The following is a 15,206-nucleotide window of genomic DNA, read 5'->3' as shown; positions in this document are numbered from 1 at the left end:
CCAAAATGTGCCCACGAAGACGCTTGTGCAATTGAGAAAACCCCCGATATCACTGTGATTCCAGTGAAAATCGGGGGTCTTCATCGTGCGGTGGCGGTGGGATTTGAACCCACGGTGGGCGTGAACCCACACAACATTTCGAGTGTTGCACCTTCGGCCGCTCGGACACGCCACCGCCGGGTACATTACCGGACCGGTGTCGGCGCTCCGAATCCGCGGTCGGCCCGGGACACTGGGGACGTGCCCTTTGCCTCGACCGACACCCTCGTGACCCGCGCGCAGCAGCTGGTTCCTGCCGACGGACGCGTCGTCCTGGGCATCTGCGGGAGCCCCGGATCAGGCAAGACGACACTCGCCAAGCAGCTCGCCTCGCGCCTCACCGCCGCCGGCACCCCGGCGACGCGGGTGCCGATGGACGGGTTCCACCTGTCCGACGACGCGCTGACGCTGCGAGGGCTGCTCGACGTCAAGGGAGCCCCCGAGACGTTCGACGCGTACGGCTACCTCGCCCTGCTCGATCGCCTCCGCACCGAGACCGACCACCCTGTCTATGCCCCCGGGTTCGAGCGGACGCTGGAGCAGCCCATCGCCGCCGCGATCGCCGTCGACCCCGAGATCCGCGTCGTCGTCACCGAGGGCAACTACCTGCTCGACGCCGACGAGCCGTGGCCCCGGGTGCGCGCCGCGCTCGACGAGGTGTGGTTCGTCGACCTCGACGACGGCCGCCGCCGGGCACGGCTCGTCGACCGGCACGTGAAGTTCGGCAAGACCCGCGACGAGGCGCAGGAGTGGGTCGACCGGGTCGACGAGCCCAACGCCCAGCGCGTCGTCGCCCGGCGCGACACCGCCGACCTGGTCGTCAGCGAGGACTGACCGGGCCAGCCCTACGACCGGTCGTCGGCCGCCCCGCCCGGGTTGGAGATCGACAGGAACGTGTCGCTGAACAGGTCGAACTCGTCGTCGCGGGCCCGGCCCGTGCCGGCGCCCTTGAGCAGGCTCGCGAGCTCGCCTGCGGCCCGGTCGATGCGCTGCTCCAGCGCCTGAGCACCGTCGGCGCCCCAGTCGTGGGTCGACGCGAAGACGCCGGTCGGCACGACCAGCGCCTGCAGGTAGCCGAACAGCGGCCGCAGGGCGTGGTCGATCGCGAGCGAGTGCCGCGCCGTCCCGCCGGTCGCGCCCAGCAGCACCGGCTTGCCGATGACGGCGTCGGCGTCGAGCGCGTCGATGAACGACTTGAACAGACCCGGGAACGACGCCTTGTAGATCGGCGTCGCGACGATCAGCCCGTCGGCGGCCGTCACCTTGTCGAGGACGTCCTGCAGGCGCGGCGACGCGAAGCCGGTCAGCGTCGCATCGACGATGTCGTGCGCGAGCTCGCGCAGCGTGACGACCTCGACCGAGGCGTCACCGAACTGCCGACCGAACGACTCGACGAGCCGGTCGGCCAGCAGCCGCGTGCTGGACGTCTCGCTGAGCCCCGCGGAGAGGGCGACGACGGTGGTCATGCGTCCACCTCCACACTGGACTCGGCGGCCAGCGCGGCATCGCGGGCGGCGACCCTGTTGGCGTGCGTCGGGGCGTCGGGGACGTTGGCCGGACGCCGTGCGTCGAACTCGGCGCGCAGGGTCGGCAGGATCTCGCCGAGCAGGTCGAGCTGCTCGAGGACGACCTTGAGCGGCAGGCCGGCGTGGTCGACGAGGAACATCTGCCGCTGGTAGTCACCGAAGTAGTCGGCGAACGACAGGGTCTTCTCGATGACCTCCTGCGGGCTGCCGACCGTCAGCGGAGTCTGCGCCTGGAAGTCCTCGAGCGACGGGCCGTGCCCATAGACGGGCGCGTTGTCGAAGTAGGGGCGAAACTCGTTGACGGCGTCCTGGCTGTTCTTGCGCATGAAGAACTGGCCGCCGAGTCCGACGATCGCCTGCTCCGGCTCGCCGTGCCCGTAGTGGGCGTATCGCTGCCGGTAGAAGTTGATCAGCCGGATGTAGTGCTCCTTGGGCCAGAAGATGTTGTTGGCGAAGTAGCCGTCGCCGTAGTAGGCCGCGATCTCGGCGACCTCGGGCGTACGGATCGAGCCGTGCCACACGAACGGCGCGACGCCGTCGAGGGGGCGCGGGATCGACGTGAAGCTCTGCAGCGGGGTGCGGAACTTGCCCTCCCAGTTGACGAGGTCCTCGTCCCAGAGGCGGCGCAGCAGCTGGTAGTTCTCGATCGTCAGCTCGACACCCTTGGACGGGTCCTTGCCGAACCACGGATAGACCTGCGCGGTGTTGCCGCGGCCGAGCACGAGGTCGACGCGACCGTCCGACAGGTGCTGGAGAGTCGCGTAGTCCTCCGCCATCTTGACCGGGTCGTTGGTCGTGATGTGCGCGATCGACGTCGACAGGATGAGTCGCTCGGTCTGCGCCGCAATGAAAGCGTGGAGCGTGCTGATGGACGGCGGGACGAAGCCCGCGTCGTGGTGCTCGCCGACGGCGAAGACGTCGCCACCGATGTCCTCGACCTTCTTGGCGATCGCGACCAGTGCCTTGAACTTCTCGTTCTCGGTCGGGATCGATCCGTTGGTCGGGTCGACCGTGAGGTCGCCGACGCTGAAGATGCCGAACTGCATGCTGCTCATGGTTCTCCTTCACCAAGCCGAATGGCCTTGTTGAATCTTAAACTAGATTAGCACGCGCCCTATTCCCCGCACGCCCACGGGACGGTCAGACCCGCTTCTGCCATCCTCCCTCGGAGCCGATCGGCCGAAAGCCCATCGCCTCGTTGACGTCGAGCATCGGCCGGTTCTCCTCGGCGTTCCACGTCACGATCATCTCGACCCCGGGGACCGACGTCGCCAGCAGCTCGGCCGTCGCCGCCTTGAGGAGCATCCCGAGGCGTCGTCCCCGGTGGTCGCGCAGCACGAGGGTGTCCTCCTGCACCGCGACCGGATCGCCGCTCGCCACGACGATCTCGGAGAAGCCCGCCAGCGTGCCCGACGCGACGTGCTCCACCGCCGCCGTCACCAGGTCGCGGCCGCTGGAGGTGATGCGCTCGTCGTGCTCGCGGACCCGGCCGGCGTCCCACACGTCCTCGGTCATCACCATGCCGGCCATCGGGGCGTCCGTGCTCATGCGCGTGCGCAGCGCGGCAAGGTCGGCGACCCATCGATCCGGCGTCGCACCCGTCCACGTCACCAGCCGGTAGCCGTCGCCGGCCACGGCGGCTGCGGCGTCCCGCAGGGATGTCAGCCGTTCCGGCAGGCCGCGGACGTCGAGCAGGCTGATGCGGGTCACCTGCTCGAGCGCGAAGCCGTGCCGCAGCAGGAACCGCGCCCCGTCGTCGTCCGCCGACAGGTCGCCGAACCCGGTCGGCGGCTCCACGCGCTCGCCTCCGGGCCGGACGGAGTGGGTGACCGCGACCTTGAGCACCGGGGCACCCGCCTCCCGCGCGGCGCCCTCGGCCCGATCGAGCAGTGCGCGCCCGACGCCGCGGCGACGGTGCTGTGGCAGCACGTCGACCATGAGGTGGGCACCCGTCTCGGGCGTGTGCGGCCGCGTGGTGACTAGGGCCCGGCCGATCACCGCGCAGCTCTCGCGGACGACGAAGTGCCGCCGCACGCGATGCGGGTTGCTGCGGTACTCCGCGAGCAGCTCCGGTACCCCCATGACCAGCAGGTCGGTGCCGAGGGTGTCGGCCTCGATCGCATTGCGAACGGTGGCGTACTCCGTGAACTCGGCACCGCCCGGCGCGTCCAGCGACTCCGGCATCTGCAGCTCGTCGATCGCGAAGGTCATCCCCCACACCTATCGTTCGCGGCCGCGCCGCGTCGACCCGTCAGGGTGCGGTCACGTCGATGAGCACCTTGCCCACGACCCCGTTCTCGACCGCGGCGTGCGCCTCGGCGGTCTGCTCGAGCGGGAAGCGCACGAGCGGCAGACCCGCGCCCTCGCCCACCGGCAGCGCGCCGTCGACGAGCGCCGACGTGATGTCCTGCGTCGCGGCCCGCAGCGCCTCGGGGGCGAGCGTGTAGAGCAGCAGGAACTGGTAGCGGATGTTGAGCGCGAAGTGCGCCCGCACGTCGAGCGTCATCTGGTCGCCGCCGTTGTTGGCGTAGACCGCGACGGTGCCGTGGTTGGCGATGACGGCATGGTTGAGACCTGCGTTGACCGCCGGCGACACCTCGACGACGACATCGACACCGGCGGGCGCGAGCGCGCGGATCGCCTGGGCCGGATCTCCTGTCGTGTAGTCGACCGTGTGGTGGGCCCCGGCCGCGGTCGCGAGCGCGGCCTTCTCAGGGCTGCTGATCGTGGTGATGACGGTGGCACCGGCCCAGCGCGCGAGCTGGATCGCGGCGTGGCCGACCGCCCCCGCCCCACCGGCGACGAGCACCGTCCGTCCGGCGAGGGCCCCGGGCGACAGCCTCGACGGCCCACCCTCGGCGACGGTCAGGGCGCGGTGGGCCGTCACGGCCGGCACGCCCAGCGTGGCGCCGAGGTCGAACGACGCGCTGTCAGGCAGCTTGACGACCCGGTCGGTCGGGACGACCGTGAGCTCCTGCGCCGTGCCGGTCGGCCGCTGGTGCTGCGCGAGCAGCAGCCAGACCCGGTCACCGACGGCAAGCCCCTCGACGCCGGGGCCGACCGCGTCGATCACGCCGGCGCCGTCCTGGTTCGGCACGACCTCGGGAAAGGCCACGGTCTGTCCGGTCGCGCCCGCGCGGGCCTTCCAGTCGGTCGGGTTGACGCCGGAGACGACGATGCGCACCCGCACCTCACCGTCGCCCGGCACTCCGGGCTCACGGTCGACGACGTCCAGGACCGAGGGGTCCCCTGCACTGCTGTAGACGACTGCTCTCATGTCAGGTGCAACACGCACAGCGGTCAGATGTTCCGGTCGCCGCCGACGATCTCGCGCAGCAGGGCGTCGGACGCCAGGAGAGCCTCGCGGTCGTACGTCGAGGTCGACGCCATGAGCTCGTCGGCGCCGGTGCGGGTCACCAGCTCGTCGAGACTGGCGCGGACGGTCGCAGGCGACCCCGCGACGGCCGCGTCGAGCGAGGCCTCGACCCGCTGCCGGAGCTGTGACGTCCAGGCCTGGGCGCGGATCGACTCGACCGCCTCCAGCGGAGGGAACTCCCCTGTCTGCCGCGACCGGGCCATCGCCCACGCCTCCGGCAGCGCCAGCTCCCGGGCAGTCGCGTCGTCATCGGCGACCGTCACGTCGAGCGAGATCGTGACGTGGGGGTCGGCGGCCTGCTTGCTGGGACGGAAGTCGCGGCGATAGGACGCCAGCGCCTCGACGCCGGCGTCCTCGAGCAGGACCGGCCCGCCGACCACGACCGGCAGGCCGAGCCGGGCGGCGATCTCCATGCCACGCCCGGTCGCCAGCAGCGAGATCGGCACCGGTGCCGGCGCGACCGGATGGGCGGTGACTGCCGCCTCGCCGGCCAGCAGCCGGCGCAGCTCGTCGAGGTCGTCCTCGAACGTGTCGGGACCGTCGAGGTCGTGCCGGAGCGCCGCCCGTACGGCCGGGGTGAAGCCGAGCGATCGGCCGATGCCGAGGTCGACCCGGCCGGGGTGCAACGCCTCCAGCATCAGGAACTGCTCGGCGACCACGAGCGGCTGGTGGTTGGGCAGCATCACCCCGCCCGACCCGATGCGGATGCGGTCGGTCGTCGCGCCGATCGCGGCGAGCAGGACCGCGGGCGAGCCGCTGGCGATGCCCGGGACGGCGTGGTGCTCGGCGACCCAGAACCGGTCGTAGCCGAGCGCCTCGGCCTGCACGGCGCGCTCGACCGAGCCGGTCAGCCCCTCCGCCTCGGGACGGCCGGCCCGCGTCCGCGAACGGTCCAGGATCGAGAGCCTCACACCTGGGTCAACCGTCCACAGGCGTCCGGATGTTCCCCGACCGCATCTCACCCCATACCGTGCGGTGGATCGGCAACCTCACACCCGGGACCCGGGTGGATCCGCAACCTCACACCCGCGGCCCGGGTGGATCCTCAACCTCACACCCGCGACCCGGGTGGATCCTCAACCTCACACCCGCGGCCCGGGTGGATCCGCAACCTCATCCGGCCGAATGACGTTGCAGATCCACCTGCCGGGCGGGAGGGGCACCGCGTGACGTTGCAGATCCACCTCCCGGGGCGGGGGGTCACCGGTGGGCGGCGAAGAACTCCTGGAGCAGCGCCGTCGACTCCGCAGCCCGTACGCCGCTGAGCACCTCGGGCCGGTGGTTGAGCCGGCGGTCGCGCACGACGTCCCACAGCGACCCGACCGCGCCGGCCTTGTCGTCGAACGCCCCGAAGACGAGCCGCTCGACCCGCGCCGCGACGATCGCGCCGGCGCACATCGTGCACGGCTCCAGCGTGACGACGAGCGTGCAGCCCTCGAGCCGCCACTCCCCCCGCGCTGCCGCCGCCTCGCGGATCGCCACGACCTCCGCGTGCCCGGTCGGGTCGCCGTCGCGCTCGCGGGTGTTGCGCCCCCGCCCGATGACGACGCCCGACGGGTCGACGACGAGGGCGCCGACCGGCACGTCCCCCTCGGCCACGGCGGAGCGGGCGAGGTCGAGAGCCTCACCCATCAGCTGGTCGTACGTCACCGGATGACGGCCTCGAGCTCGGAGCCGAAGCCGAGCCGCTCCGCGACGTCCATCAGCATGTCCTCGGGGTAGAGCTCGACCTCTTCGCACAGCGCACCGAGGTCGTGCGCCGACATGCCGAGGTCGGCGAGCAGCGCGAGGTCTCCGACGGCGATCGGGTCGTCGTCGCCACCGGTGTCGACGATGTCGAGCAGCTCGACCACGCCGCCGGCGAGCGGGAAGTCGTCGACCGCCGTGACGTCGGACAGCATCGCGCGGATGTCGGTGCCCGACCGGCGGACGATCACGAAGAAGTCGTCCTGGATCGACACGATCCCCAGCACCCCGACGTCGGACGGGAATCGTCCGAGCGCGGCGCTCAGCTCGTCGACGTCCTCGCCCAGCCCGGGCAGCAGCTCCACGACCTGCCAGCGTCCTTCGTCGTGATAGGCGGCAACGGCGAAGTCGACATCGTCCTCGGCCACGGTCGTGCCTCCTGTACGGAACAAGTCCGGTGCGGAACGCCACCTGTAGGCAACGTCTCCTCTGCGATGGTGACAGACGGCATCGACTCGCCGCTAGTCTCGTGACATGCAGGTACACGTCGCCGACCACCCGCTCATCTCGCACAAGCTGACGCTGCTGCGCGACGAGACCACCGACTCGCCGACGTTCCGTCGCCTGGTCGACGAGCTCGTGACGCTGCTGACCTACGAGGCCACCCGCGACGTGCGCGTGCAGGAGGTCGACGTCAAGACCCCGGTCGCGATGGCCAAGGGCGTACGCCTGACCGATCCGCGTCCCCTCGTCGTCCCGATCCTGCGGGCCGGTCTCGGCATGCTCGAGGGCATGCAGCGGCTGCTCCCGACGGCCGAGGTCGGCTTCCTCGGCATGGTCCGCAACGAGGAGACGTTCGAGGCCGTCACCTACGCCGAGCGCCTGCCCGACGACCTGACCGGCCGCCAGTGCTACGTGCTCGACCCGATGCTCGCGACCGGCGGATCGCTCGCCGCGGCGATCGACTTCCTGGTCAAGCGGGGAGCCAACCACATCACGGCGATCACGCTGCTGGCCGCACCCGAGGGCATCGCGCGCATCGAGGCCGACCTCGCCGACGTCGGCGTGCCCGTCACGCTCGTGACCGCCGCGCTCGACGAGAAGCTCAACGAGCTGGGCTACATCGTGCCGGGGCTCGGCGACGCCGGCGACCGCCTCTACGGCGTCGCCGACTGACCGACCCGGCCCCACCGCCGGTTGCCGGTTCCGGCCACGTGTGACCGTTGACACACCCCACGCACCGTGGAAGTGTCGGTCGCACCAGATATTGAATCGTTTCAATATTCCGGCGCCATCGGGGGCACACCGCATCACCCAGCAGCTCTGCACGTCCGTCTTCATCTCCCGTCCGCCGGATCACCTCCGAGCACAGAGATGAGAACCCCGTGATCCGAAGACTCCTCAGCAGGCCGGTCGTGGTGATCGCCACCGCGACCTCCGTGGCCCTGGTGCCCGCCTGGGTCGCCGCCAGCCCGCGGCAGCCCGACAAGCCGGCACACTCCGCATCGTCCGCCCGCCCGTGGCAGGCCTACAACTACTCACCCAGCTCGCGGACCGTCGCGCCGACGGCGATCCACTCCACGGTCGGCGACGTCTCGCGGCCGTCGGCCGTGCTCAAGCACCGCACGACGCGGATCTCCGGGGCCGGGTCGGCCGTCACGGTCGACTTCGGCAAGGAGGTCGGCGGCATCGTCAGCCTCGACTTCACCGGGTCGTCGGGCCCGCAGCAGGTGGGCCTCGCGTTCAGCGAGTCGTCGATGTACGTCGGCACCTCCTCCGACGCCTCCACGGGCGGTCCCCGCAGCCGCGACGGCTCGCTCATCGCCGACGTCGACGGCCGCACCCGCTACCGGATGCCCCAGGCCTACCAGCGCGGCGGCTTTCGCTACCTGACGATCTACCTGGAGTCGGGCGGCCACGTCGACCTCGACAAGATCTCGCTGCACTTCACCGCCGCACCCGCGATGAAGAAGCTCGACGACTATGCCAACTACTTCTACTCCAGCGACGACCTGCTCAACCGGATCTGGTACGCCGGCGCCTACACGACCCAGCTCAACACGATCGACCCCAAGAGCGGCCGCATCTGGGAGCCGCCGGCGACCCTGTGGGACAACACGGGTGACGTCGGGGTCGGCGACACGATCCTGGTCGACGGCGCCAAGCGCGACCGCACGGTGTGGCCCGGCGACCTCGGCATCCAGATCCCCGCGGCCTACGCGGCGTTCAACGACACGACGTCGGCCCGCAACGCCCTGACGACGATCTACCAGGAGCAGCGGCCGACGGGCGAGCTCCCGTACGCCGGCCCCGAGCTCGACAAGTGGGGGTCTGACACCTATCACCTGTGGACGCTGGCGGCGACGTACGACTACATGCTCTACACCGACGACACGGCGTGGCTGCGCGACCACTGGTCGGCGTACCGCTCGGCGATCGACTTCAGCCGGGCCAAGATGAGCCAGAACGGCCTGCTCTCGATCACCGGGACGTCCGACTCGGTGCGCATCCTGGCCAAGGGCGAGAACCTCATCGCCAACGTGCTGCTGTGGCGCTCGCTCGACAAGGGCGCGACGCTCGCCCGCAGCATCGGCGACGACGCGACCGCCCGCACGTACGCCTCGCAGGCCGGGTCGCTGCGCACCGCGATCAACGACCGGCTGTGGGATCGGGCTGCGGGTGCCTACACGTTCTACCCCGACTCGACGATCCATCCGCAGGACGGCAACTCGCTCGCCGTCTGGTACGGCATGACCGACGCCGACCAGGCCCGGACCATCAGCCAGGAGCTCAAGGGCAACTGGTCGCCGATCGCCTCGACGGCACCGGAGAACAAGGGCAACCCCGGCGTCTTCTCCGGGTCGATGGAGGTCAACGCGCACTTCGCCGCGGGCAACCCCGAGGCCGACCAGGCGGGCGTCGACATCATCCGGCGCCAGTGGGGCTACATGCTCGACCACCCGGCCGGCACCAAGAGCACGTTCTGGGAGTCCTACCGCAACGGCGAGGACTGCGTCTTCTGCAGCACGTACGTGAGCCTCGCCCACGGCTGGGCAGCGGGTCCGACACCGGCCCTGACGAGCTACGTGCTCGGCCTGGAGCCCACGACCGCGGGCGGCGACGCGTGGTCGTTCGTGCCGCACACGGCCGACCTCACCTTCGCCCAGGGTCGCATCACCACGACCCACGGTGCCGTCACGGCCGGGTGGAGCGTCCGCAAGGGCACCTACCGGGCGACGGTGTCGGCGCCGCGACGCACGACGGGCACCGCGGGCGTCCCGACGTTCGGACGACGCGTCACCGTGAAGGTCGACGGCAGGACGGTCTGGGACGGCCGCCGCGCGAAGGCGTCGGGCGTCAGCCTCGAGGACGGGTACGTCCGCGTGTCAGGCCTGACGGCGGGCAAGCACTCGATCGTCAGCTCGGCCGCACGCCGCTGACGGCTGGTCTGCCCGGTGCCGCGATCGTGCGGTGCCGGGCAGGCCTCAGCGGTAGTAGCCGAAGTAGAAGACTCCCACGACGACGATGGCCAGACCCACGAAGATCAGGGCGCGGTTGCCCTTGCTCTCCTGGTCCTCGGGGCGGTCGTACTCGGACTTGTCCACGGCGTGCTCCAATGTCGGGCTGACGGTCCCTCGCCAGCACTAACGACCGAGGCCGCCGTGGGACACGCCCACCGCCTGTGACGTGCAGCGCGCCCGGACCCCGGTCCCGAGGTCGGCGCGCCGTGGTCACAGCGCCTTGAGGATGTCCTCGACCCGCTCCTTGGCGTCTCCGAAGAGCATCTGCGAGTTCTCGCGGAAGAACAGCGGGTTCTGGACGCCGGCGTAGCCCGTGGCCATCGAGCGCTTGAACACCACGACGTCGGTGGCCTCCCAGACCGTGAGCACCGGCATGCCGGCGATCGGGCTGGACGGGTCCTCGGTCGCGGCGGGGTTGACGGTGTCGTTGGCGCCGATGACCAGGACGACCGAGGTGTCCTTGAAGTCGTCGTTGATCTCGTCCATCTCGAGCACGATGTCGTAGGGCACCTTGGCCTCGGCCAGCAGCACGTTCATGTGACCGGGCAGACGACCGGCGACCGGGTGGATGCCGAACTTCACGTCGATGCCGCGCTCGCGGAGCTTGCGGACGAGGTCGGCGACCGGGTACTGCGCCTGCGCGACGGCCATGCCGTAGCCCGGCGTGATGATGACGCTCGAGGCGTTCTTGAGCAGCTCGGCGGTGTCCTCGGCGTTGATCTCGCGGTGCTCGCCGTAGTCCTTGTCGTCGGCCGGTCCGGCCTCGATGCCGAAGCCACCGGCGATCACGGAGATGAACGAGCGGTTCATCGCCTGGCACATGATGTAGGACAGGTAGGCGCCCGAGGAGCCGACGAGCGCGCCGGTGACGATCAGCGCGTCGTTGTTGAGCAGGAAGCCCGACGCCGCCGCGGCCCAGCCGGAGTAGGAGTTGAGCATCGACACGACGACCGGCATGTCGCCGCCGCCGATCGAGGCGACGAGGTGCCAGCCGAGTGCGAGCGCCACGACCGTCACCGCGACCAGCAGCCACAGCGCGGGGCTGATGACGAACCAGATCGTCAGCGCGACGAACAGCACGAGCGCGCCGAGGTTGATGTAGTTCTTGCCCGGCAGCATCAGGGGGCTCGACTTGATGCGCGCCGACAGCTTGAGGAACGCGACGATCGAGCCGGTGAACGTCACCGCGCCGATGAAGACGCCGATGAAGACCTCGGCGTTGTGGATGTCCTCGAGCGACTGCAGCTCGAAGTAGCCGTGCTCGAGGTAGCCGTTCCAGCCGACGAGCACGGCGGCGAGACCCACGAACGAGTGCAGCAGCGCGATGAGCTCGGGCATGCCGGTCATCTCGACGACCCGCGCGCGCCACAGGCCGATCGCGGCGCCGATCGCGACGGCGATGATCAGCAGCACGACCGACGTCGTGCTGCCCAGGTCGGCGACCAGCACGAACGTCGCGACGAGCGCGATCGTCATGCCGGAGATGCCGAACAGGACACCCTGCGACGCCGTCTCGTGCTTGGAGAGCCCGGCCAGCGACAGGATGAACAGGAGCGAGGCGACGATGTACGCCGCGGTGGCGATGCTTGCGGAATCCATGATCAGCCCTTACTTGGAGAACATGCTGAGCATGCGGCGGGTCACGGCGAATCCGCCGAAGACGTTGATGGACGCGAGCAGGATCGCGATGAACGCGAGCACCTGGATGACGGTGCCGTTCTCGGCGTCCCCGTCGATGCCGATCTGCAGCATCGCGCCGACGACGATGATGCCGCTGATCGCGTTGGTGACCGACATCAGCGGCGTGTGCAGCGCGTGGTGCACCTTGCCGATGACGTAGTAGCCGATGACGATCGCGAGCACGAGCACCGTGAAGTGCTCGGGCAGCGGCGGCGGGGCGTAGGCGTTGACCAGGAACAGCGCGAGGATGCCGAGACCGACGAGCCCGAGCTTGGCGCGCTGCGTCATCACCGCCTTGGGCGGCTGGGGCTCGGCCTTCTCGACCGGCGCTGCCGCGGGGGCCGCCGACACCTGCACCGGCGGCGGGGGCCACGTCGTCTCGCCGTCGCGCACGACCGTGATGGTGCGCTGCACGACGTCCTCGAAGTCGAGGACGAGCCGGCCGTCCTTGCCGGGCGTCAGCAGCTTCATCAGGTTGACCAGGTTGGTGCCGTAGAGCTGCGAGGCCTGCGTGGGCAGGCGACCGGCCAGGTCGGTGTAGCCGAGGATCGTGACGCCGTTGGGGGTGACGACGGCCTCGCCGGGCTTCGACCCGACGACGTTGCCACCGTTGGCTGCGGCCATGTCGACGATGACCGAGCCGGCCTTCATCGACGCGACGTCGGCCTCGGTGATGAGGATCGGGGCGGCGCGGCCCGGGATGAGTGCCGTCGTGATGATGATGTCGACGTCCGCGGCCTGCTCGGAGTAGATCTCCGCGGCGCGCGCGTTGTAGGCGTCCGTCGTCGCCTTGGCGTAGCCGTCGGTCGACTGCTCGGTCTCGACGTCGACCGCGATGTACTCACCACCCAGGCTCTTGACCTGGTCGGCGACCTCCGCGCGCGGGTCGGTCGCCTTGACGATCGCACCGAGGCTGTTGGCGGTGCCGATCGCGGCGAGACCGGCGACGCCGACACCCGCGACGAGCACCTTGGCCGGCGGGACCTTGCCGGCGGCGGTGATCTGGCCGGTGAAGAACCGGCCGAAGACGTTGGCGGCCTCGACGACGGCGCGGTAGCCGGCGATGTTGGCCATCGAGCTCAGGACGTCCATCGACTGTGCGCGCGAGATGCGCGGGACGGCGTCCATCGCGAGCACCGTGATCGGACGGGCCGACAGCTGCTCGACGAGATCGGGGTTGAGCGCCGGGCTGATGAGGCTGACGAGCGTCGCGCCGTCCGCGAGCAGGCCGATCTCCGCCTCGGAGGGCGCGTTGACCTTGAACACGATGTCGCTGCGCCACACGTCGGCCGTGGCGCCGATCGTGGCACCCGCAGCGGCGTACGCCTCGTCGGTGAACGATGCCTTCTCGCCCGCACCCGACTCGACCACGACCTCGTACCCGAGACCGATCAGTTTGCCCACCGTCTCCGGTGTGGCGGCGACACGGGTCTCACCCGCTACCGACTCAGTGACTACTCCGACGACGCTCATTCGGCGAACGTTATCTGTTCGTCACCTAGGCCGACCACCCTGTGAGACACGCGTCTCATCCTTTGAGTATGTGAATCACCAGGGCGCCGGTGTACGGCTCCCCTGCGGCAGGCCGAGCAGGCCTTCCCGGCGGCCCACGGCGGTCGCCCACACGATGGTCGCGGCGACGGCCGTGACGGTCAACGTCATGATCGCCCCGCTCTTGACCAGCACGAAGTCGACGGTCGACAGCGAGAGCAGCAGCCAGAGGGTCACGCTGCCCTTGACCAGGATGACCAGGCCCCACATCAGCGTCAGCCGGTGGAGCAGCCGGCGGATCTCCGGATGCGCCGCCAGCTCGCTGTCCATGGGGCAGAAGTCCGGCGCGAGCCGCGCCACGAGGGGCCGGGCTGACCACAGCGACCCGAGGAAGAGCAGCGCGACGACCAGATCGACGAAGACCGGCTGCACGAAGTAGATGAAGGTGTTGCCGGTCGCGAGGGTGATGCCGGTCTTCACCGTCATGATCCCGCCGGTCAGCAGCAGGAGCACCGACACGCACCGACCGGTGGCGGCTCGCCAGGCGACGACGCCCGCCGTCCAGCCGAGCGCCGCGATCATCGCCGCTGTCACGTTGACGAGCACCAGGACCGTCGCGAACAGGACGGCCGGCGCGACCACGGCGGCCAGCAGGCTCAGCGCGACCCGCTTGACGATGTCGCGCAGGTGCGGCAGGCGGGTGGATCTGGCGGCAGGCGCCGCAGCTTCGTGAGTGGTGACCATCGACAACCGGCTCGTCCCCGGCCCACAGGGCCGATGTGCATCCAAGAATGACGGAGCAAAAAGACTCTCGTGCTGGGAACCCTCGGCTCCTCCAGCGTACCTCGGGGGCGGTGGGTTCAGGCGGGGATCAGTAGTACCAGGGGTAGGCGGACCAGTCGGGGTCGCGCTTCTCCAGGAACTGGTCGCGGCCCTCCTGGGCCTCGTCCGTCATGTACGCGAGCCGCGTCGTCTCGCCCATGAGCACCTGCTGGCCGACCAGGCCGTCGTCGATCATGTTGAAGGAGTACTTGAGCATGCGCTGGGCCGTCGGGCTCTTGGCGTTGATGAGCCGGCCCCACTCCAGGGCCGTGGCCTCGAGCTCGGCGTGCGGGACGGCCCGGTTGACGGTGCCCATGCGGACGCCGTCCTCGGCCGAGTACTCCTGACCGAGGAAGAAGATCTCGCGGGCGAACTTCTGGCCCACCTGCCGGGCGAGGTAGGCCGAGCCGTAGCCGCCGTCGAAGCTGCCGACGTCGGCGTCGGTCTGCTTGAAGCGGGCGTGCTCGGCGCTGGCGAGCGTCAGGTCGGCGACGACGTGCAGGCTGTGCCCACCGCCGACCGCCCAGCCCGGTACGACGCACAGCACGATCTTGGGCATGAACCGGATGAGGCGCTGCACCTCGAGGATGTGCAGGCGCCCGAGCTTCGCCCGGTCGATCGGGTTGGGGGGCGCCGCCTCCTCGTCGTGGCCGGCCTCCTCGTACTGGTAGCCGGCCTTGCCGCGGATGCGCTGGTCGCCGCCGGTGCAGAACGAGTGCTTGCCGTTCTTGGGGCTCGGGCCGTTGCCGGTGAGGATGACGCAGCCGACGTCGGCCGACGTGCGGGCGTGCTCGAGCGTCGTCAGCAGCTCGTCGACGGTGTGGGGCCGGAAGGCGTTGAGGATGTCCGGCCGGTCGAACGCCACGCGCACCGTCCCGTGGTCGACGGCCCGGTGGTAGGTGAGGTCGGTGAGGCCCTCGAACCCGGGGACGGCCTCCCAGGCGGCAGGGTCGAAGGTGTCGGAGACGTGGTCCAGGGCGCTCATGTCGGCAGGCTATCGCCTGGCGCGACGACGGCCATCCGAGCCGTCCGTGGCCGCGACTCGCGCAGACACAGCGTCTCCCT

General features: G+C 70.2%; 14 protein-coding genes and 1 tRNA gene. 3 read left to right on the top strand and 12 right to left on the bottom strand.

What is annotated here, in order from left to right; all coding sequences use genetic code 11:
- Positions 1–88: 88 nt before the first annotated feature.
- Positions 89–175 (bottom strand) — tRNA-Ser (locus HQK15_RS05050).
- 65 nt (positions 176–240) lie between these two features.
- On the opposite strand from HQK15_RS05050, the gene HQK15_RS05045 reads away from it, so the two are divergent.
- Positions 241–873, top strand: a complete 633-nt coding sequence (locus HQK15_RS05045) for a nucleoside/nucleotide kinase family protein (RefSeq protein WP_173490300.1) — start codon at positions 241–243, stop codon at positions 871–873.
- Positions 874–884: 11 nt separating this feature from the next.
- Here the strand turns inward: HQK15_RS05045 and HQK15_RS05040 are convergent, their stop codons facing one another.
- The 7 genes from HQK15_RS05040 to HQK15_RS05010 all read right to left on the bottom strand — a co-directional run bounded on the left by HQK15_RS05040 (position 885) and on the right by HQK15_RS05010 (position 7,055).
- Positions 885–1,505 (bottom strand): CE1759 family FMN reductase, encoded by a 621-nt coding sequence (locus HQK15_RS05040; RefSeq protein ID WP_173490299.1) that lies wholly within the window; start codon positions 1,503–1,505, stop codon positions 885–887.
- The gene (locus tag HQK15_RS05035; protein WP_437340240.1) at positions 1,502–2,620 is read right to left on the bottom strand and encodes an LLM class flavin-dependent oxidoreductase; all 1,119 of its coding nucleotides are present in this window, start codon (positions 2,618–2,620) and stop codon (positions 1,502–1,504) included. Before HQK15_RS05035 ends, HQK15_RS05040 begins: the two co-directional genes overlap by 4 nt.
- 85 nt (positions 2,621–2,705) lie before the next feature.
- On the bottom strand, positions 2,706–3,776 hold the full coding sequence (locus tag HQK15_RS05030) for a GNAT family N-acetyltransferase (protein WP_173490298.1): 1,071 nt from the start codon (positions 3,774–3,776) through the stop codon (positions 2,706–2,708).
- 40 nt (positions 3,777–3,816) lie between these two features.
- A complete protein-coding gene (locus HQK15_RS05025; protein ID WP_173490297.1) occupies positions 3,817–4,842 on the bottom strand; it encodes an NADPH:quinone reductase in 1,026 nt (341 codons plus the stop codon).
- Positions 4,843–4,865: 23 nt separating this feature from the next.
- Entirely contained in the window at positions 4,866–5,852 is a 987-nt protein-coding gene (locus HQK15_RS05020) for an LLM class flavin-dependent oxidoreductase (protein WP_173490296.1), read from the bottom strand.
- A 289-nt stretch (positions 5,853–6,141) separates the two neighbouring features.
- Positions 6,142–6,573 (bottom strand): nucleoside deaminase, encoded by a 432-nt coding sequence (locus HQK15_RS05015; protein ID WP_173491090.1) that lies wholly within the window; start codon positions 6,571–6,573, stop codon positions 6,142–6,144.
- Between the two features lie 14 nt (positions 6,574–6,587).
- On the bottom strand, positions 6,588–7,055 hold the full coding sequence (locus tag HQK15_RS05010; RefSeq protein ID WP_173490295.1) for a tRNA adenosine deaminase-associated protein: 468 nt from the start codon (positions 7,053–7,055) through the stop codon (positions 6,588–6,590).
- A 106-nt stretch (positions 7,056–7,161) separates the two neighbouring features.
- Here HQK15_RS05010 and upp point away from each other — a divergent pair, with 106 nt between their 5' ends.
- The gene (upp, locus tag HQK15_RS05005; RefSeq protein ID WP_173490294.1) at positions 7,162–7,803 is read left to right on the top strand and encodes a uracil phosphoribosyltransferase; all 642 of its coding nucleotides are present in this window, start codon (positions 7,162–7,164) and stop codon (positions 7,801–7,803) included.
- A 209-nt stretch (positions 7,804–8,012) separates the two neighbouring features.
- On the top strand, positions 8,013–10,067 hold the full coding sequence (locus HQK15_RS05000) for an alpha-L-rhamnosidase-related protein (RefSeq protein WP_173490293.1): 2,055 nt from the start codon (positions 8,013–8,015) through the stop codon (positions 10,065–10,067).
- A 291-nt stretch (positions 10,068–10,358) separates the two neighbouring features.
- Here the strand turns inward: HQK15_RS05000 and pntB are convergent, their stop codons facing one another.
- The 4 genes from pntB to HQK15_RS04980 all read right to left on the bottom strand — a co-directional run bounded on the left by pntB (position 10,359) and on the right by HQK15_RS04980 (position 15,126).
- Positions 10,359–11,747 carry a Re/Si-specific NAD(P)(+) transhydrogenase subunit beta gene (gene pntB / locus HQK15_RS04995; protein WP_173490292.1) on the bottom strand — a complete coding sequence of 463 codons (1,389 nt, stop codon included), beginning with the start codon at positions 11,745–11,747 and terminating at the stop codon, positions 10,359–10,361.
- A gap of 9 nt (positions 11,748–11,756) precedes the next feature.
- Positions 11,757–13,301: a Re/Si-specific NAD(P)(+) transhydrogenase subunit alpha gene (locus HQK15_RS04990; protein ID WP_173490291.1), complete on the bottom strand. Its 1,545-nt coding sequence runs from the start codon at positions 13,299–13,301 to the stop codon at positions 11,757–11,759.
- 75 nt (positions 13,302–13,376) lie between these two features.
- Entirely contained in the window at positions 13,377–14,063 is a 687-nt protein-coding gene (locus HQK15_RS04985) for a VC0807 family protein (protein WP_173490290.1), read from the bottom strand.
- Positions 14,064–14,190: 127 nt separating this feature from the next.
- Positions 14,191–15,126, bottom strand: a complete 936-nt coding sequence (locus HQK15_RS04980; RefSeq protein ID WP_173490289.1) for a 1,4-dihydroxy-2-naphthoyl-CoA synthase — start codon at positions 15,124–15,126, stop codon at positions 14,191–14,193.
- Positions 15,127–15,206 lie beyond the last annotated feature (80 nt).

Origin of the sequence: Aeromicrobium stalagmiti (assembly GCF_013283745.1) — a bacterium.
Classification (GTDB): domain Bacteria; phylum Actinomycetota; class Actinomycetes; order Propionibacteriales; family Nocardioidaceae; genus Aeromicrobium; species Aeromicrobium stalagmiti.
The sequence above is the reverse complement of the archived record's forward strand: the minus strand, read 5'-3'. Positions and strand labels throughout refer to the sequence as shown.

Coding starts and splice junctions, on each gene's coding strand:
- HQK15_RS05030 (WP_173490298.1), bottom strand. CDS start 3,776: ATGACCTTCGCGATCGACGAGCTGCAGATGCCGGAGTCGCTGGACGCG.
- HQK15_RS04980 (WP_173490289.1), bottom strand. CDS start 15,126: ATGAGCGCCCTGGACCACGTCTCCGACACCTTCGACCCTGCCGCCTGG.
- HQK15_RS05015 (WP_173491090.1), bottom strand. CDS start 6,573: ATGGGTGAGGCTCTCGACCTCGCCCGCTCCGCCGTGGCCGAGGGGGAC.
- upp (WP_173490294.1), top strand. CDS start 7,162: ATGCAGGTACACGTCGCCGACCACCCGCTCATCTCGCACAAGCTGACG.
- HQK15_RS04985 (WP_173490290.1), bottom strand. CDS start 14,063: ATGGTCACCACTCACGAAGCTGCGGCGCCTGCCGCCAGATCCACCCGC.
- HQK15_RS04990 (WP_173490291.1), bottom strand. CDS start 13,301: ATGAGCGTCGTCGGAGTAGTCACTGAGTCGGTAGCGGGTGAGACCCGT.
- HQK15_RS05040 (WP_173490299.1), bottom strand. CDS start 1,505: ATGACCACCGTCGTCGCCCTCTCCGCGGGGCTCAGCGAGACGTCCAGC.
- HQK15_RS05035 (WP_437340240.1), bottom strand. CDS start 2,620: ATGAGCAGCATGCAGTTCGGCATCTTCAGCGTCGGCGACCTCACGGTC.
- HQK15_RS05025 (WP_173490297.1), bottom strand. CDS start 4,842: ATGAGAGCAGTCGTCTACAGCAGTGCAGGGGACCCCTCGGTCCTGGAC.
- pntB (WP_173490292.1), bottom strand. CDS start 11,747: ATGGATTCCGCAAGCATCGCCACCGCGGCGTACATCGTCGCCTCGCTC.